Origin of the sequence: Phenylobacterium sp., assembly GCF_036563385.1 — a bacterium.
GTDB lineage: Bacteria > Pseudomonadota > Alphaproteobacteria > Caulobacterales > Caulobacteraceae > Phenylobacterium.
In genome coordinates, this window is sequence record NZ_DATCML010000015.1 from 71,557 (window position 1) to 89,244 (window position 17,688).

General features: G+C 70.9%; 16 protein-coding genes. 6 read left to right on the forward strand and 10 right to left on the reverse strand.

What is annotated here, in order from left to right; translation table 11 throughout:
• Positions 1 to 29 precede the first annotated feature (29 nt).
• The 7 genes from rnr to VIL67_RS15375 form a co-directional block, all read right to left on the reverse strand.
• Positions 30 to 2,348 carry a ribonuclease R gene (rnr, locus tag VIL67_RS15345; protein ID WP_332049783.1) on the reverse strand — a complete coding sequence of 773 codons (2,319 nt, stop codon included), beginning with the start codon at positions 2,346 to 2,348 and terminating at the stop codon, positions 30 to 32.
• A 45-nt stretch (positions 2,349 to 2,393) separates the two neighbouring features.
• On the reverse strand, positions 2,394 to 3,194 hold the full coding sequence (locus VIL67_RS15350) for an alpha/beta fold hydrolase (protein WP_332049784.1): 801 nt from the start codon (positions 3,192 to 3,194) through the stop codon (positions 2,394 to 2,396).
• 119 nt (positions 3,195 to 3,313) lie between these two features.
• Positions 3,314 to 5,941 carry a type I DNA topoisomerase gene (topA, locus tag VIL67_RS15355; protein WP_332049785.1) on the reverse strand — a complete coding sequence of 876 codons (2,628 nt, stop codon included), beginning with the start codon at positions 5,939 to 5,941 and terminating at the stop codon, positions 3,314 to 3,316.
• Positions 5,942 to 6,113: 172 nt separating this feature from the next.
• On the reverse strand, positions 6,114 to 7,205 hold the full coding sequence (dprA, locus tag VIL67_RS15360; RefSeq protein ID WP_332049786.1) for a DNA-processing protein DprA: 1,092 nt from the start codon (positions 7,203 to 7,205) through the stop codon (positions 6,114 to 6,116).
• Positions 7,202 to 7,846, reverse strand: coding sequence for a glycerol-3-phosphate 1-O-acyltransferase PlsY (gene plsY, locus VIL67_RS15365; protein ID WP_332049787.1), 645 nt, complete (start codon positions 7,844 to 7,846; stop codon positions 7,202 to 7,204). The genes dprA and plsY overlap by 4 nt, the downstream gene beginning before the upstream one ends.
• A 114-nt stretch (positions 7,847 to 7,960) precedes the next feature.
• Complete coding sequence (pyrC, locus tag VIL67_RS15370; protein WP_332049788.1) at positions 7,961 to 9,253, reverse strand: dihydroorotase; 1,293 nt, start codon at positions 9,251 to 9,253, stop codon at positions 7,961 to 7,963.
• Positions 9,253 to 10,230 (reverse strand): aspartate carbamoyltransferase catalytic subunit, encoded by a 978-nt coding sequence (locus VIL67_RS15375; protein WP_332049789.1) that lies wholly within the window; start codon positions 10,228 to 10,230, stop codon positions 9,253 to 9,255. The genes pyrC and VIL67_RS15375 overlap by 1 nt, the downstream gene beginning before the upstream one ends.
• A gap of 103 nt (positions 10,231 to 10,333) precedes the next feature.
• On the opposite strand from VIL67_RS15375, the gene VIL67_RS15380 reads away from it, so the two are divergent.
• Positions 10,334 to 10,840, forward strand: a complete 507-nt coding sequence (locus tag VIL67_RS15380) for a DUF1993 domain-containing protein (protein WP_332049790.1) — start codon at positions 10,334 to 10,336, stop codon at positions 10,838 to 10,840.
• 436 nt (positions 10,841 to 11,276) lie between these two features.
• Entirely contained in the window at positions 11,277 to 11,642 is a 366-nt protein-coding gene (locus VIL67_RS15385) for a GIY-YIG nuclease family protein (protein ID WP_332049791.1), read from the forward strand.
• A 1-nt stretch (position 11,643) separates the two neighbouring features.
• Here the strand turns inward: VIL67_RS15385 and ruvX are convergent, their stop codons facing one another.
• Positions 11,644 to 12,117, reverse strand: coding sequence for a Holliday junction resolvase RuvX (gene ruvX / locus VIL67_RS15390; protein ID WP_332049792.1), 474 nt, complete (start codon positions 12,115 to 12,117; stop codon positions 11,644 to 11,646).
• A gap of 126 nt (positions 12,118 to 12,243) precedes the next feature.
• Between ruvX and gatC the strand changes: the two genes are divergently transcribed.
• Complete coding sequence (gene gatC, locus VIL67_RS15395) at positions 12,244 to 12,531, forward strand: Asp-tRNA(Asn)/Glu-tRNA(Gln) amidotransferase subunit GatC (RefSeq protein WP_332049793.1); 288 nt, start codon at positions 12,244 to 12,246, stop codon at positions 12,529 to 12,531.
• A gap of 2 nt (positions 12,532 to 12,533) precedes the next feature.
• A complete protein-coding gene (gatA, locus tag VIL67_RS15400; RefSeq protein WP_332049794.1) occupies positions 12,534 to 14,006 on the forward strand; it encodes an Asp-tRNA(Asn)/Glu-tRNA(Gln) amidotransferase subunit GatA in 1,473 nt (490 codons plus the stop codon).
• 164 nt (positions 14,007 to 14,170) lie between these two features.
• On the opposite strand, the gene VIL67_RS15405 is transcribed toward gatA, so the two are convergent.
• A complete protein-coding gene (locus VIL67_RS15405; protein ID WP_332049795.1) occupies positions 14,171 to 14,491 on the reverse strand; it encodes a hypothetical protein in 321 nt (106 codons plus the stop codon).
• A 131-nt stretch (positions 14,492 to 14,622) separates the two neighbouring features.
• Between VIL67_RS15405 and gatB the strand changes: the two genes are divergently transcribed.
• On the forward strand, positions 14,623 to 16,122 hold the full coding sequence (gene gatB, locus VIL67_RS15410) for an Asp-tRNA(Asn)/Glu-tRNA(Gln) amidotransferase subunit GatB (protein ID WP_332049796.1): 1,500 nt from the start codon (positions 14,623 to 14,625) through the stop codon (positions 16,120 to 16,122).
• 6 nt (positions 16,123 to 16,128) lie between these two features.
• Here gatB and VIL67_RS15415 read toward each other — a convergent pair whose 3' ends face one another.
• Positions 16,129 to 16,590: an RcnB family protein gene (locus tag VIL67_RS15415; RefSeq protein WP_332049797.1), complete on the reverse strand. Its 462-nt coding sequence runs from the start codon at positions 16,588 to 16,590 to the stop codon at positions 16,129 to 16,131.
• Positions 16,591 to 16,834: 244 nt separating this feature from the next.
• On the opposite strand from VIL67_RS15415, the gene VIL67_RS15420 reads away from it, so the two are divergent.
• Complete coding sequence (locus VIL67_RS15420) at positions 16,835 to 17,563, forward strand: glutathione S-transferase family protein (RefSeq protein WP_332049798.1); 729 nt, start codon at positions 16,835 to 16,837, stop codon at positions 17,561 to 17,563.
• The last annotated feature ends 125 nt before the right edge of the window (positions 17,564 to 17,688 follow it).

Genomic DNA, 17,688 nt, shown 5'->3' on the forward strand with positions numbered 1-17,688 from the left:
CGCCGCAGGGAAGGGCGACCTCGCGTAAACTAGCGCCGCTTGCCGCCGCCCATCTTGCGCTGGCGGGTGTTCTTGACGCCGGGTGGGCGTCCGCTGCGGGGCTTGGGCCCGCCCGGGCGGCGGTCGCCGCGGGCGCGGACCCCCAGCCGGGGACGAGGCGCGTTGCGGTCCGGCGGAGCGGGCTCGCTCAGCATCTCGAACAGCAGGCCGCCGGTGACCGGGGTGGCCTCTTCCAGGCGGACGGTGACCTGCATGCCCAGCGGCCAGCGCGCGCCGGTGCGCTCGCCCACCAGGGCGTGGGCGCGGTCGTCGTGGACGAAGTACTCGGACCCCAGCTTGGAGACGGGGACGAGGCCGTCAGCGCCGGTGTCGCGCAGCCGGACGAACAGGCCAAAGCGGGTGACGCCGGTGATCTTGCCCTCGAACTCGGCCCCGATGCGGTCCGAGAGGAAGGCGGCGATGTAGCGGTCGGTGGCGTCGCGCTCGGCCGCCATGGCCCGGCGCTCGGCCGCCGTGATCATCTCGGCGGTGGCCTTGATCTGGCTGATGTCGCGGTCGGAGAGGCCATCGTCGCCGAGGCCGAGGGCGCGGATCAGCGCCCGGTGGACGATCAGGTCGGCGTAGCGGCGGATCGGCGAGGTGAAGTGGGCGTAGCGGGCGAGGTTGAGGCCGTAGTGGCCGATGTTGTCGCTGGAGTAGATCGCCTGCATCTGGCTGCGCAGGACCACCTCGTTGACGATCTCGGCGTGCTCGGTCCCGCGGGTCTGGTCGAGCAGGCGGTTGAACCGCTCGGTGCGGGGCGACTCGCCCTTGGTCCAGCTGATCTCCAGGGTCTGGAGGAAGTCCACCAGGGCCTGCAGCTTCTCCTGGCTGGGCTCGTCGTGCACCCGGTAGATCTGGGGGGTGCGCTTGGCCTCCAGGGTCTCGGCGGCCGAGACGTTGGCCTGGATCATCATCTCCTCGATCAGCCGGTGGGCCTCGAGGCTCTCGCGCGGGGTGATCGAGGTGATCTCGCCCTCGCGGTTGATGGCGATCTTGCGCTCCATGCTCTCGATGGCCAGGGGCGAGCGGGCGTCGCGGCCCTTCTTCATCACCCCGTAGGCGGTCCACAGGGGCTTGATGATGGTCTCGACGATGGGTCCGGTCTTGTCGTCGGGGTTTCCGTCGGCGGCGGCCTGGGCCTGTTCGTAGGAGAGCTTGGCGGCCGAGCGCATGAGGCCGCGGACGAACCGGTGCGACCGCTTGCGGCCGCTGGCGTCGAACACCATCCGCACGGCCATGCAGGCGCGGTTCTCGCCCTCGCGCAGCGAGCACAGGCCGTTGGACAGCCGCTCGGGCAGCATGGGCTCCACCCGGTCGGGGAAGTAGACGCTGTTGCCCTTGTCGCGCGCCTCGCGGTCGAGGGCGCTGTCGGGGCGGACGTAGGCGGCCACATCGGCGATGGCCACCCAGACGACCCAGCCGCCGGGGTTCTTCTCGTCGGTGTCCGGCTCGGCGTAGACGGCGTCGTCGTGGTCGCGGGCGTCGGCCGGGTCGATGGTGATGAAGGGGACCTCGCGCAGGTCCTCGCGGCCGGCGAGCGTCGGCGGCTCGGCGCTCTCGGCCTCCGCGATGGCGGCGTCCGAGAAGCCCGTGGGGATGCCGTGGCTGTGGATGGCGATCAGCGAGGCGGCGCGCGGCTCGTCCTCGCGGCCCACCACCTCCAGCAGCTTGCCGCGCTTGGGCCCGTAGCGGCTCTCGCTGCGGCCCACCTGGGCCACCACCAGGTCGCCGTCGCGCAGCTCGCCGGCCTCGGCCTCGCTGAGCACCAGGGTCTCCTTGGAACGGCGGTCGACCGGCTCCACGCGAATCTCGCGGCGGGCCTTGCGGATCACGCCCAGCACCCGGTGGGCGCTCTGGCCCAGGCGCTTGATCAGGCGGGCCTCGAACTCGCCGCTCTCCAGGCGCACGAAGCGCACCAGCAGGCGGTCGCCGAGGCCAGGCGCCGGGCCGGCCTCGCCCTTGCGGTCGGGGGCCAGCGGCGTCAGGGGCGCGTCCTGCGCCTTCGCCAGGCGGACCAGCAGGTCGCCGTCCGGGTCGCGCTCGGCCACGTCCACCACGCCCACCTCGGGCAGGGCGCCGGTCTCGGCGAAGCCCTTGCGGCCGCGGCGGGCCAGGGTCCCGCTGTCCTCCAGCTCCTTCAGCATCTCGCGCAGCGCCCGGCGGTCGGCGCCCTTCAGGCCGAAGGCGCGGGCGATGGCGGCGCGGTCGGCCTCGCCGGTCTCGCGCAGGTAGGCCAGCAGGGTGTCGCGGTCGGGCAGCCCTTGCGGGAAGCGGGCGGCCTTGGGGATGCGGGGTTGTCGAGCCATGGCGTTGCTTAGCACGAACGCCGACCTGCGCAGGCGGTTCGCAACTCAGCTTTCGAGAAGGAAGTCCGCCATGGCCGAGGTCGCCGTGCGGTCCTGGATCATGAACAGGTGGCCGCCCTCGAAGACCTGCAGCCGGGCGCCGGGGATTCGCTCGGCCATCCGCTGCTGGGTCTCCAGCGGGGCGATCCCGTCATAGCGGCCGGCGGCGATCAGCACCGGGCAGGCGATCTTGGGCAGGCGCGCCCAGGTGTCGTGCTGCGCCCGCGCCTCCAGCTGGCGCCAGGCGCCGGCGGCGCGGCCGGGCTCGTCGGCGAAGGGTTCGGCGGCGGCGAGCGCCACGAGCTTCTCGTACTGGTCGGGGTTGGCGGCGGCCCAGGCGGCGTCTCGGCGGGTGTCGGAGATCGGGATCATGTGCCGGGCGCGGGCCTCGCCGCGCAGGTGCTCGATCTCGTGGAACGGGAAGGACGATCCCCCTTCGCCGCCCGGCGAGGTGCAGGCCAGGACGAGGCGGCGCACCCGCTGCGGATGCCGCAGGACCAGCTCCTGGGCCACCATGCCGCCGAACGAGACGCCGATCACGTGGGCGCTGTCCCAGCCGAGGTGGTCCATGAGGCCGGCCGCGTCGTCGGCGTAGTCGGCCATGGAATAGGCGACGTCGGGCTTGTCGGACTGGCCGAGGCCGCGCTGGTCGTGGCTCGCCATGTCGAACCGCCGGGGCAGGGGGCCGTCGAACTGGTTGGGCTTGTTCCTGAGGTCGCCGCCGGTGCCCGAGATGAACAGCAGCGGCGGGCCTGAGCCCGCGCGCTCGTAGTAGAGGTTGAGGCCGTTGACCTGCGCGACTGGCATCCTGCCCCCTTATAGCCGCTCATCCCGGCGAACGCCGGGACCGAGCCTGAGTCCGCAGGTTAGCCGCCGCGCGCCAGCTCGCAACGCGCCTTGGGTCCCATGAGCGGAGGGGCGGGAGTCTAGGCCGGCTCCTTGGCCTTGGCCGCCTTCTTCGCCGGCGCCTTCTTGGCCGCAGCCTTCTTGGCCGTCGGCTTCTTGGCGGCGGCCGCCTTGGGCTCGGCCTTGGCCTTGGCGGCGCGGGCGGGCTTCTTCTTGCCGCCGCCCTTGGCCTCGCGCTCGGCGAGCAGGGCCACCGCCTCCTCCAGCGTCACCTGGGTGGGCTCCTTGCCGCGTGGCACGTTGGCGTTGGTGGAGCCGTGCTTGATGTAGGGGCCGTAGCGGCCGGAGAGCACGCGCACGGGCTGGCCGTCGGCCGGGTGGGCGCCCAGCTCGGCCAGGGCGGCGGCCTCGGCGCGGCCCGGGCGGCCGGCGCGCTTCTCGGCGAGCACCGCCACCGCGCGGTTCAGGCCGACCTCGAACACCTCGTCCACGGAGGACAGGTTGGCGTAGGTCCCGGCGTGCTGCACGAACGGCCCGTAGCGGCCGATGCCGGCCAGGATGGTCTGGCCGTCCTCGGGGTGGGCGCCCACCTCGCGCGGCAGGCGCAGCAGGCGCAGCGCCTTTTCCAGGTCCATGTCGGGCGCGCTCCAGCCCTTGGGCAGGCTGGCGCGCTTGGGCTTGTCGCCTTCGCCGAGCTGCACATAGGGACCGAACCGGCCGCTCTTCAGGAACACCGTCTCGCCGGTCTCGGGATCGACGCCCAGCTCGCGGTCGCCGCTGGCTGCGTCGGCGTCGCCGTTCTCCGCCTGGGCGATGGGGCGGGTGTAGCGGCACTCCGGATAGTTGGAGCAGCCCACGAAGGGCCCGTAGCGACTGGTCTTCAGGCTGAGCCCGCCCGTGCCGCAGGTGGGGCAGGTGCGCGGATCCGAGCCGTCCGCCTTGGGCGGATAGAGGAAGGGCGCGAGCGCGCTGTCCAGGTTGTCCAGCACCTCGCGGGTGCGCAGCTGGCCGATCTCCTCGGTCTTGGCGTGGAAGTCCTGCCAGAACTCCCGCAGCAGCAGCTTCCAGTCGAGCTCGCCGGCCGAGACGAGGTCGAGCTTCTCCTCCAGGGCGGCGGTGAAGTCGTACTCCACGTACTTGCGGAAGAAGGCCTCCAGGAAGGTGGTCACCAGCCGGCCCTTGTCCTCGGGCACGAAGCGGTTCTTCTCCATCCGCACATAGTTGCGGTCGCGCAGCACCGACAGGATCGAGGCGTAGGTGGACGGCCGGCCGATGCCGAGCTCCTCCATCTTCTTCACCAGGCTGGCTTCCGAGTAGCGCGGCGGCGGCTCGGTGAAGTGCTGGTCGGCCTTGGCGGCGGCGACCTTGGCCGCGGCGCCTTCGTTCACCTGCGGCAGCCGGCCGCCTTCCTCGTCGTCCGCGTCGTCGCGGCCCTCCTCGTAGACGGCGAGGTAGCCGTCGAACAGCACCACCTGGCCGGTGGCCCGCAGGCCCGTCTTCCCGTCCTGGCTTTCCAGGTCGATGGTGGTGCGCTCGATGCGGGCGCTTTCCATCTGCGAGGCGATCATCCGCTTCCAGATCAGCTCGTAGAGGCGGCCGAGGTCGCCTTCCAGCCGCAGGCGGCCGGGGTTGCGGGCCAGGCTGGTGGGGCGGATCGCCTCGTGGGCCTCTTGGGCGTTCTTGGCCTTGGTCTTGTAGATGCGCGGGGCCTCCGGGACGTACTCCCGGCCGTAGAGGCCGCCGATCACCTGGCGGGCCTCGTCGATGGCCTCCGGGGCCGCCTGAACGCCGTCGGTCCGCATGTAGGTGATCAGGCCGACGGTCTCGCCGCCGATGTCCACCCCTTCATAGAGCTTCTGCGCCGCCTGCATGGTGCGCTGGGCCGAGAAGCCGAGCTTGCGGGAGGCCTCCTGCTGCAGGGTGGAGGTGGTGAAGGGGGGCGGCGGCGAGCGCCGCGCGGGCTTCTTCTCCACGGCCTGGACCTTGAAGCTCGCCGCCTTGACCGCGTCGCGCGCCGCGAAGGCGCTGGCCTCGTTCCCAAGGTCGAACTTCGAGAGCCGCTTGCCCTCGTGCTTCACCAGCCGCGCGGTGAACGGGTCGGCGCCGGCCGACACCTCGGCCTCCACGGTCCAGTACTCCTGGGTGCGGAAGCGCTCGATCTCGATCTCGCGATCGACCACCAGGCGCAGCGCCACCGACTGCACCCGACCCGCGGAGCGCGAGCCCGGCAGCTTGCGCCACAGCACGGGCGAGAGGGTGAAGCCCACCAGATAGTCCAGCGCGCGGCGGGCGAGGTAGGCGTCCACCAGCTCCATGTCGAGCTGGCGCGGGTTCTTCATCGCCTCGGTGACGGCGGACTTGGTGATGGCGTTGAACACCACCCGCTCCACCTGGGCGTCCTTCAGCGCGCGCTTCTTCTGCAGCACCTCCAGCACGTGCCAGGAGATGGCCTCGCCCTCGCGGTCCGGGTCGGTGGCCAGGATCAGGCGGTCGGCGCCCTTGGCCGCCTCGGCGATCTCGGCCAGGCGCTTTGCGGCCTTGGCGTCCACGTCCCAGGACATGGCGAAGTCCTCGTCCGGACGCACCGAGCCGTCCTTGGCGGGCAGGTCGCGGACGTGGCCGTAGGACGCCAGGACCTTGTAGCCCGAGCCCAGGTACTTGTTGATGGTCTTGGCCTTGGCCGGGCTCTCGACGACGACGACGTTCATATTAGTAAGGAAGGACCTTTCACGGGCCGCCGCCCGGATCAAAGAGCGCGGAAGGTGGGGGTGGCGCCACGGGCCTGTCAACGGGCCTGAACGGCGCAGGAAGCGGGGCCGCCCCGCTTCCCCCTACGGGGGAAACAAGTTCCTCCCCCTGGCGGGGCGGAAGCGGAAGACCTCATGCCGCCGCCACCATCCCGCCGGGCAGCAGCTCGGCCCGGCCGGCGAGCGCCAGCTCCACCAGGGCGGCGAACACGGCGGGCGCCGGCGCGGCGGCGGCCCGGACCAGCTCGTTGCGGCTGACCGGGGTGGGGGAGAGCAGGGCCGCGACCCGGGCCCGCACCGCATCGTCCAGCTCGGCCGGAGGCTCGGCCGCGTACGCGCGGTCGGGTTCGCGGAAGCCGCGCAGGCCCTCGAGCGCCCGCAGGACGTCGTCCACGCCCTCGCACAGCGCCGCGCCCTGCCGGATCAGGTCGTTGCAGCCCTTGGCGCGGGGGTCCAAGGGCGAGCCGGGCACGGCCAGCACCTCGCGCCCCTGCTCGGCCGCGAGCCGGGCCGTGATCAGGGAGCCGGAGCGGAGCTCGGCCTCGACCACCACGACGGCCTGGGCCAGTCCCGAGATGATCCGGTTGCGGCGGGGGAAGTCGCGGGCGATGGCGGTGCGGCCGGGCTCGCTCTCGGAGACGACGCAGCCGTCGCGGCAAAGGCGGCCATAGAGTTCGCCGTGCTCGGGCGGATAGACGTCGTCGACGCCGCCGCCCAGCACCGCCGCCGTTCCGGTGGGCAGGGCCCCCTCGTGGGCGGCGCCGTCGATCCCCCGCGCCATGCCGGAGACCACCACCAGCCCGGTTTGGCCCAGCTCGGCCGCCAGCCCGCGGGCGAACCGCTGGCCCGCCGCGGAGGCGACCCGCGCGCCCACGATGGCCACGGCCGGGCGGCTCAGGAGCTCGGCCTTGCCGCGCGTCCAGATCAGCGGCGGCGGCGGGTCGAGGGCGGCCAGGGCCTGCGGGAAATCCGGTTCGCAGGCGCAGATCAGCCGGGCCCCCAGCGCCGCGCCCGCGGCAAGCTCGGCCTCGGCCTGCGCCTCGCTGGGGATCCTGATCGGCGCGGCGCGCCCACCGCGGCGGGCGAGGTCCGGCAGGGCGGCGAGCGCCAGGCTGGGCTCGCCATAGCGGCGGATCAGCTGGTCGAAGGCGACAGGGCCGACGTTCTCGGTGCGGGCCAGGCGAAGCCAGTCGCGGCGCTGCGCATCCGAGAGCGTGCGGATCACCCCTTGGCCTCTTCCTTGGACTTGCCGCCGCCGATGCGCGGCTCCTCGCCCTTGAAGATCCGACGGATGTTCGGCGTGTGCCGGATGTAGATCAGCACGCCCATGAAGAGCGCGAGCCAGGCGATCGGCGTCGGGCGGCCGAAGACGAAGACGTAGACCGGGGCCAGGGCGGCCGCCACCAACGCGGCCAGCGACGACATCCGGAACAGGAAGGCGACCAGCAGCCAGGTCGCGCCGGCCGCCAGACCGACCGGCCAGGCGGCGGCGAGCAGGGTTCCGAAGAAGGTCGCCACGCCCTTGCCGCCCTTGAAGCGCAGCCACACGGGGAACAGGTGGCCGACGAAAGCAGCGCCCGCGGCCACCGCCACCATGACGGCCTGGCGGTCCAGGGTCGTGTCCTGGGTCAGCAGCCAGGCGGCGAGGACGGCCAGCGCGCCCTTGCCGCCGTCGCCGACCAGGGTGATCAGGGCGAGGTCCTTGCGCCCGGTGCGCAGGACGTTGGTCGCTCCGATATTGCCGGAGCCGATGGAGCGCACGTCGCCGGCGCCGCCAAGCTTGGTGGCGATCACGCCGAAGGGGATCGACCCCAAGAGGTATCCGCCCAGCGCCACCGCGCCCAGCAGCATCAGGTCGTCAGACATCGCGCGCCTCCCGTTTCCGGCGCAGTCGTACCGCGGCTTTGGAGTCGCGTCAGGTGGGCAGCGATAGCCGCCATGGCGGCGCTTGGCAAGAACGAAGCGCGAACGCGGCGCGGCTTAGCCGCCGTACACCGTCCGGCCGTCCACGACGGTCCGCAGCACCTTGCCCTGCAGCCGCCGGCCATCGAAAGGCGAGTTCTTCGACTTGGAGATCAGCTTGTCGGCGTCCACGAGCACCGGGGCGTTCACGTCGAACAGCACGAGGTCGGCCGGCGCGCCCTTGGCGATCCGGCCCGCCGGCAGCCCCAGCAGATCGGCCGGGGCGCTGGTCACCGTGCGGATCAGGTCGATCAGGGGCACGCGGCCTTCGTGATGCAGGGTCATCAGGGCGGGCAGCAGGGTCTGCAGCCCCACCGCGCCGGGCGCGGCCTCGTCGTAGGGCCGCCGCTTGTCCTCCGCCGGCGCGGGCGCATGCGCCGAGACGACGATCTGCACGAGGCCGGACGCCACCGCCTCGATGAGGGCGTTGCGGTCGTCCTCCCGGCGCAGCGGCGGGTCCAGCTTGCAGAAGGTCCGGTAGTCGCCGATGTCGATCTCGTTGAACGACAGGTGGTTGATGGAGGTGGTCGCGACCACCGGCAGGCGCCGGTCGCGGCCGCGCTTGAGGGTCTCCAGCGCGCCCTCGGTGGTCACCTGGTCCACCAGCAGGCGCGCGCCGGTGAGCTCGACCATCGCCAGGTCGCGCTCCAGCCCGATCCGCTCGGCGATGGCCGGCTGGGCCGGCAGGCCCATCCGCGAGGCGAACTCGCCGGAGGTGGCGGCGGCCCCGGCGGCCAGCCACGCGTCCAGCGGCCTGTGGGCCACCAGCACGCCGAACTGCTTGGCGTAGGCCAGCACCCGCTGGAATACCTTGGAGTCCACGATCGGCCGGTCGACGTCGGTGACGTAGACGCAGCCGGCCTCGCGCATCAGGCCGATCTCGGCCATTCGCTTGCCTTCGCAGCCCTTGGTGGCGGCGCCGGCGGGATAGACGTGCACCAGCTCGATGTCGCGCGCCCGGCGCAGGATGAAGTCCGCCACCGACGGATCGTCCACCACCGGATGGGTGTCGGGCTGCACCACGATCGAGGTGACGCCGCCCGCCGCCGCGGCCAGGGAGGCGGACTTCAGCGTCTCCTTGGGTTCGTCCCCGGGCTCGCCGGTCTTCACCCGCAGGTCCACCAGGCCGGGGATCAGCAGCTTGCCGCCCCCGTCGATCACCTCGACGTCGCCGGACAGGGCGCCCGCGTCGCCGCCCTGGACCACATCGGCGACCACGCCCTCGGTGACGATCACGGCGCCCGGGCCGTCGTAGCCGGAGGCCGGGTCGACCAGGCGGACGTTGGTGAAGGCGAGGGGGCGGGCGGTCATCACTGGTTGTCCAGCCGGGCGGCCAGCGCCGTCAGCACCGCCATCCGCGCGGCCACGCCCATCTCCACTTGGTCCTGGATCAGGCTGATCGCCAGGTCGTCAGCCACTTCGGAGTCGATCTCCACCCCGCGGTTCATCGGGCCCGGGTGCATGACCCGCACGCCGGGCGCGGCGCGGGCCAGCTTCTCGCGGTCGAGCCCCCAGAAGCGGAAGTACTCGCGCTGCGACGGGGCCATCACTCCGTCCATCCGCTCCAGTTGCAGGCGCAGCATCATCACCACGTCGCAACCGTCGATGCCTTTGCGCATGTCGTGGTGGATCTCGACGTTCCAGCGGTCGGCCTCGGTGGGGATCAGGGTCGGCGGTCCCACAAGGCGGACGTAGGCCCCCAGCATCTGGAGCAGGGCGATGTTCGACCGCGCCACCCGGCTGTGCAGGATGTCGCCGCAGATCGCCACCTTCAGCCCGGCGATGCGGCCGAAGGCGCGGCGCATGGACAGGGCGTCGAGCAGGGCCTGGGTGGGGTGCTCGTGCTGCCCGTCGCCGGCGTTGACCACCGAGCAGGTGACCTTCTGCGAAAGCAGGGAGGCCGCGCCCGACGACGAATGGCGCACCACCAGCAGGTCCGGCTGCATGGCGTTCAGCGTCACCGCCGTGTCGATCAGGGTCTCGCCCTTGCTGATGGACGAGGAGCGGGGGCTCATGTTGACCACGTCGGCCCCGAGGCGCTTGCCGGCCAGCTCGAAGGAACTCTGGGTGCGGGTGGAGTTCTCGAAGAACAGGTTCATCAGCGTCCGACCCTTCAGCAGGTCGAGCTTCTTCGAGGTCTGGCGGTTCAGCTGGACGAAGCCGTCGGCGAGGTCGAGCAGGCTCGCCACCTCCACCTCGTTCAGGTCGGTCACGGAAAGGAAGTGGCGCTTCGGGAAAGGGAAGGTCCGGCCGAGGACCTCGTTCAGACCGGGAGGGGCGCCGCTCATTAAAGCGCCCTCCTAGACGAGGCCGGCCCCGCCGGAAAGCCCTTTCCGAAGCTCCGCCGCGGGGTCATACCAGCGGCTCGCAAACGATAAGGGGGAAACGCAGATGAAGGTCGATCTCTACACCACCGTGGGCGTCTACAGCCGTGGGCTGGACACCCTGGCCAACATCCTCGCCAAGGGCGTGGAACACGGAAAGGCGAGCGGCGCCTCCGAGGCCGAGGTGCTGGACTGGCGCCTGGCGCCCGACATGTTCCCGCTGCGCCAGCAGGCGGTGGTGGTGATCAACTTCGCCCGCCAGTGGCTGGCCCGCGCCGCCGGGACCGAGGCGCCCGCCAACATCGCCGAGGACCTCGACCTGGCCGGCCTGCAGCGGGAGATCGCCACCGCGAAGACCGAGCTCGGCGCGTTGAAGCCCGAGCAGTTCGACGGCCGGGACGAGGCGCCGCTCACCTTCAACATCGGGGTGATGGAGCCGACCTTGCCGATCGGGCAATGGATCCCGGGGTTCGCCACGCCCAACGTCTACTTCCACCTCTCCATGGCCTACGCCATCTGCCGCGCCAAAGGCGCCCCGCTGGGCAAGCGCGACTTCTTCGCAGGCGGGCTCTGAACCCCAACCCTCTGTCATCCCGGTTTTTCGCGGCACGCGAAAAGACCGGCACCTCCTGCGCCTGATCCGAGGTGTCTGCGCTCTCCAGCCGCCTGTGCCTTCTGCGCGAAGTTCCGGCGCTGGAGGTCCCGGTCTTCCGCTGCGCGGAAACCGACAGCGGGAGGAGGCGCTTCGGGGGTCAAATGCCGGCCACCCAACTCACTGTCATCCCGGTTTTTCGCGGGACGCGAAAAGACCGGGACCTCCTGCGCCTGATGCTGGGGCCTTGGGGATGGCGCCCGCGCCCGCGCTAGCTGATCGACGATGCGGCGCTGGAGGTCCCGGTCTTCCGCTGCGCGGAAACCGGGATGACAGGGGGAGGGGAGGCGGGAGCTTGACCGTGGAGCGCGGCGGGGGTGGAGTGGCGGCGCTACCGTCCACGCGCTCGAGGCCGGAGATGACCTATTGGGTCTACATGCTCGCCAGCCGCAAGTACGGGGCGCTCTATGTGGGCGTGACGAACAGCGTCGAGCGGCGTGTGGCTGAGCACAAGGCCAGGGAAGCCGCCGGCTTCACCAAGAGGTACAAGGTCGACCGGCTGGTGTTCTTCCGCGGGTTCGGGGAGATCGGCGAGGCCATCCGTTTCGAGAAGCAGCTGAAGCGGTGGCGCCGGGAGTGGAAGATCCGGCTGATCGAGGAAGACAATCCCCACTGGGAGGACCTGTACCTGCAGATGATGCGGCTTCCGCCTGTCCATCCGGCGCTGGAGGTCCCGGTCTTCCGCTGCGCGGAAACCGGGATGACAGGTGGGGGCAGGGCGTAGGTCAGGCGGCGGCGTTGCGGAGGCGCTCGAGGGCGCCTTGGAGGATCCAGGCGGCGGCGGCGCGGTCGACGACTTCGGCGCGCTTGGCGCGGGTCAGGTCGGCTTCGGAGATCAGCATCCGGTTGATGGCCATGGTGCTCATCCGCTCGTCCCAGAAGGCGATGGGGATGTCCTTGAGGCGCAGCAGGTTGCGGGCGAAAGCGCGGTTGGACTGGCAGCGCGCGCCCTCGGTTCCGTCCATGTTGACGGGCAGACCGATGACGATCCCCTGCGCCCCGCGGCTCTCCATGGCCTTGAACAGCGCATTGGCGTCGTCGGTGAACTTGGTCTTGCGGATCAGCTCCAGGGGCGAGGCGACGGTGCGCGTCGCGTCCGACACCGCCACCCCGATCGTCTTCTCGCCCAGGTCCAGGCCCGCGAGCGGCGAGTAGGGCGCGGTGACGGCGGGCAGTTCGAGCAGGTCTACGACGGGCATGGGGGCACCTTTAGCGCCCGCGCCCTGATCTCCCAACCGCTCCCATGGCGGGGAGCGTCCCTGTTCGCTTGCGAAGCGGGGCGCTCACCGCTAACCCACGCGCCTGAGTTTTAGGAGGGGATGGTCATGGCCATCGACGCGGCGACCGTGCGCAAGGTCGCCAGGCTCGCGAGGATCGCCGAGCCCGAGGAACGCCTGGAGCCGCTCGCCCGCGAGCTGTCCGGCATCCTGGACTGGATCGAGCAGCTCAACGAGGTCGACACCGACGGCGTCGAGCCGATGACCACCGCCATCCACACGCCCCTGCCCATGCGCGACGACGTCGTCACCGACGGCGGCGACCCGGCGAAGGTGCTGTCGAACGCGCCGAGGTCCGTGAACAACTTCTTCGTCGTGCCGAAGGTGGTCGAATAGCCATGTCCGACCTCACCTCGCTGACCCTCAAGGCCGCCCTCGATGGGATGGCCGCCAAGTCGTTCTCGGCCGTCGAGCTGACCCAGGCGCACGTGGAGGCCGTGGAGGCCGCCAAGGCGCTGAACGCCTTCTCGGTCCAGACGCCGGACAAGGCGCTGGACATGGCCAGGGCGTCCGACGAGCGCCGCGCCCGCGGCGAGGCGGGCCGCCTGGAAGGCGCGCCGCTGGGCATCAAGGACCTGTTCTGCACGGAAGGCGTGCAGAGCGCCGCGGCGTCCAAGATCCTGGCGAGCTTCCGCCCGACCTACGAGAGCACCGTCACGACCAACCTGTGGCGCGACGGCGCCGTGATGCTGGGCAAGCTGAACATGGACGAGTTCGCCATGGGCTCGTCCAACGAGACGTCGGCCTATGGCCCGGTGGTGAACCCGTGGCGGGCGCAGGGCGGCAACGCCCAACTGACGCCGGGCGGCTCGTCCGGCGGCTCGGCCGCGGCCGTCGCCGCCGAGCTGTGCCTGGGCGCCACGGCGACCGACACCGGCGGCTCGATCCGCCAGCCGGCGGCCTTCACCGGCACCGTCGGCATCAAGCCGACCTACGGCCGCTGCTCGCGCTGGGGCATCGTCGCCTTCGCCTCCTCGCTCGACCAGGCCGGCCCCATGGCCCGGACCGTCGAGGACGCCGCCATCCTGCTGACGTCCATGTGCGGCCACGATCCGAAGGACTCCACCAGCCTGCCGGTGGAGACCCCCGACTTCGCCCAGTTCGTGGGCAAGCCGGTGAAGGGGCTGCGGATCGGCATCCCCAAGGAGTACCGCGTCGACGGCATGCCGCCGGAGATCGAGAAGCTCTGGGAGCAGGGGATCGCCTGGCTGAAGGACGCCGGCTGCGAGATCGTCGAGGTCTCCCTGCCGCACACCAAGTACGCCCTGCCGGCCTACTACATCATCGCGCCGGCGGAGGCCTCGTCGAACCTCGCCCGCTACGACGGCATGCGCTACGGCCTGCGCGTCGAGGGCGGCAACCTGACCGAGACCTACGAGGGCACCCGGGCGGAAGGCTTCGGGGCCGAGGTGAAGCGCCGCATCCTGATCGGCACCTATGTGCTCTCGGCCGGCTACTACGACGCCTACTACCTGAAGGCCCTGAAGGTCCGCCGGCGTATCGCCGACGACTTCGACCAGGCGTTCGAGAAGGTGGACGCCCTGCTGACGCCGACCGCGCCCTCGGCCGCCTTTGCGCTGGGCGAGAAGTCGGACGACCCGGTGGCCATGTACCTGAACGACATCTTCACGGTGACGGTGAACCTGGCCGGCCTGCCGGGGATGAGCATCCCGGCCGGCGTGGACGCGGGCGGCCTGCCGCTGGGCCTGCAGCTGATCGGCCGCGCGCTGGACGAGGGCACGCTGTTCTCGCTGGGCGGCGCCATCGAGAAGGCGGCGGACTTCAAGGCGAAGCCAGCGAAGTGGTGGTGAGGTGAGGAAAACGTCCCTCCCTTGATGGGGAGGGACCGCCCGCGAAGCGGGCAGGGTGGGGGAGTCGCGCTCACGCGCCGATCGTCAGAACCTAGCCCTGACCTCCCCACCCCGCTCGCCTGGCGGCGAGTCGTCCCTCCCCATCAAGGGAGGGACTGGGCTCATCAGAGCTTGTCGAACTCGGCCTGCAGGGCCTTCAGCTTGGCGTCGTCCAGGGCACCCTGGCTCATCGGGGCCACCTGGGCCAGCGTCATGCCGCCGATCTGGTCGTAGTAGGCGGTGATTTCCGGCAGGGCCTTCTCGAGGGCGGCCTTGGCCTTCTCGTTCTTGATCAGCTCGCCGATCGGGGTGGTCTCGACCGAGATCTTGCCCGAGGCGGCGGCCGCCGGCTTGGCGGCGCCGTGATTGGCGTGGTTCTGCTCCTGGGCGAGCGCCGGGCCCGCGACGAGCGCCGCGGCGAGGGCGGCGAGAGCGATGGTCTTCATGTGGGTTTCCTTCCCCCGGTTGTCTGGACGCCGTAAAGCGCCGCGAAGCTTGAGGCCATTTCGTGACGATTGCGCAAGAGGGGATGTGATCACGCTTCACCTGGCGCGCGACCGGCAGTAGGGAAACGGCCATGAGCGAGACTGCGAACACCAAGGTCATTCAGGGCCGGACCGGCCCGTGGGAAATCGTGCTGGGCCTGGAGGTGCACGCCCAGGTCGCCTCCAATGCCAAGCTGTTCTCCGGCGCGGCGGTGGGCTTCGGCGCGGGGCCGAACGAGCAGGTCAGCCTGGTGGACGCGGCCATGCCGGGCATGCTGCCGGTGATCAACCGCTTCTGCGTGGAACAGGCGGTGCGGACCGGCCTGGGGCTGAAGGCGCAGATCAACCTGAAGAGCCGGTTCGACCGGAAGAACTACTTCTATCCGGACCTGCCGCAGGGCTACCAGATCAGCCAGTTCAAGGATCCGATCGTGGGCGAGGGCGAGGTGATCGTCGAGCGCGACGACGGCTCGACCTTCACCGTGCGCATCGAGCGGCTGCACCTGGAGCAGGACGCGGGCAAGAGCCTGCACGACCAGGACCCGAACGCCACCTACGTGGACCTGAACCGGGCCGGCACGGCGCTGATGGAGATCGTCTCGCGGCCGGACATGCGCTCGTCCGAGGAAGCGGCGGCCTATGTGAAGAAGCTGCGCACTATCCTGGTCTACCTGGGCACCTGCGACGGCGACATGGAGAAGGGCAACCTGCGGGCCGACGTGAACGTCTCGGTCTGCCGGCCGGGCGCCTATGAGAAGTACCGTGAGACCGGCGACTTCAGCCACCTGGGCACGCGCTGCGAGATCAAGAACGTCAACTCGTTCCGCTTCATCCAGCAGGCGATCGAGTACGAGGCGCGCCGGCAGATCGAGATCCTCGAGGACGGCGGCAAGGTCGACCAGGAGACCCGCCTGTTCGACACGGTGAAGGGCGAGACGCGCTCCATGCGCTCCAAGGAAGAGGCGCACGACTATCGCTACTTCCCCGATCCCGACCTGCTGCCGCTGGAGCTGGACCCGGCGTGGGTGAAGCGCATCGAGGCCGAGCTGCCCGAGCTGCCCGACGCCAAGAAGGCCCGCTTCCAGTCGCAGTACGGCCTCACCGCCTACGACGCCGGCGTGCTGATCGCCGACCAGGCCAAGGCCGACTTCTACGAGGCGGCGGCCAAGGGGCGCGACGCCAAGCTGGTGGCCAACTGGGTGACCAACGATCTGGCCGCCCGGCTCACCGCCGGCGGGCTGGAGATCTCCGAGAGCCCGATCGCGCCGGACGCCATCGCCGAGCTGGTCCAGCTGATCGAGGAGGGGGTGATCTCGTCGAAGATCGCCAAGGACGTCTTCGAGCGCATGTGGGCGGGGGAGGGCCGGGCCTCCGAGATCGTCGAGAAGCAGGGCCTGAAGCAGGTCTCCGACGCCGGCGCGCTGGAGACGATCATCGACGACCTGATCGCCGCCAACCCCGGCCAGGCCGCGGCGGTGAAGGACAAGCCCCAGGCGATCGGCTGGTTCGTCGGCCAGGTGATGAAGGCCACCCAGGGCAAGGCGAACCCGGGCGCGGTCAATCAGCTGCTGAAGAGCAAGCTGGGGCTCTAGGCCCCGCTAGCGGATCATGTCGAAGATCTGCCCGTCGGGCCCGACCAGGGCGTAGGCGCCGCCGACCCGCACCCAGCGGAAGCCGCGCGGCGGCGGGCGCAGACGATAGCGGCTATAGTCCTCGATGGCGGAGCCCTGGGCCTGGGGCGGCAGGTAGCCGCCCCGGCGCAGGCCGTAGGCGCGGGGCGGAGCATAGGCGCCGGGCGGCGGGCCATAGTAGTTGCGGCCATCGTCCCGTTCGAACCGGCGCTCGCGGTCCGGCGGCTGGACGCGTCCGCGGCCCGGACCGTCCTCGGCGCGCCAGGCGCGGCCGCCGCCCATCTCGCGGCCAAGCCGCTCCGGACCCCGCCGCTCCGCCCGCTGTTCCCAGCGCCGGCCGTCGTCGTCGCGCGCCCAGGCGTCAGGGGCCGCGAAGAGCGGGCCCGCGACGGTCGCGGCGGCGAACAGGATGGCCAGTAGGCGGTTCATGAGGGCGTCGGTCTCCGGTCGTCGTCTACCACGGCAAGATGGCCCGCGACGCCTGAACTGAGGCTGAACGCGGCTGCAAGCGCTTGAAAACCGGCCGGGAAGCGGAAAGCGCCAAGCTCCCGACGCGGTCGCCTGCGGGCGAATGAACGCGTGGTCGGGCCGCAGGCTCCGAATGGCGGCTTGCCAGCCGCGTTTGCGGCGCCATCTATCGCCCAGGCTCCACCAGAGACAAAAGGACGCGCCCATGCCCCAGCCGATCGAGGTGCACTACTGGCCCACCCCCAACGGCCACAAGGTCACCATCGCGCTGGAGGAGATGGGGCTGCCCTATGAGATCCGCCCGGTGAACATCGGCCGTGGCGACCAGTTCAAGCCGGAGTTCCTGGCGATCAGCCCGAACAACCGGATGCCGGCCATCGTCGATCCTGAGGGGCCGGGCGGCCAGCCGATCTCGATCTTCGAATCCGGCGCCATCCTGCAGTACCTCGGGCGCAAGACCGGCCAGTTCTACCCGGCCGACGAGCGCGCCCGGGTCGCCGTCGACGAATGGGTCATGTGGCAGATGGCCGGCCTCGGCCCCATGAGCGGCCAAGCCAACCACTTCCGGAACTACGCGCCGAGCGTCACCTCCGACCAGCGGCACATCGCCTACGGCGCCATCCGCTATTCCAACGAGGTGCACCGGCTCTACGGCGTGCTCGACAAGCGGCTGGCCGACCGCGACTACCTCGCTGGGGACTATTCCATCGCCGACATGATGTCCTGGCCCTGGATCACCGGCTGGAAGGCGTTCGGCGTCGTGCTGGACGAATTCCCGAACCTCAAGGCCTGGTACCAGCGGATCGAGCAGCGCGAGGCGGTGCAGCGGGCCCTGAAGCGGGCCGAGGAGATTCGCCGCGGGCCGGGGCTCAACGCCTCGGGCAAGGACGCCGAGGAGGCGCGCCGTATCCTGTTCGGTCAGCGGGCCCGCTGAGATTTATCCCCAGAAGAGCGGCCGAACACTTGGCCGCTCTTCTCAACATGAAGCGCAGACAACGGCAGGCTTAACCATGTGTTCAGCCTAACGCGCGTTTTCTATGTCCCCATAGGCCGGATCAG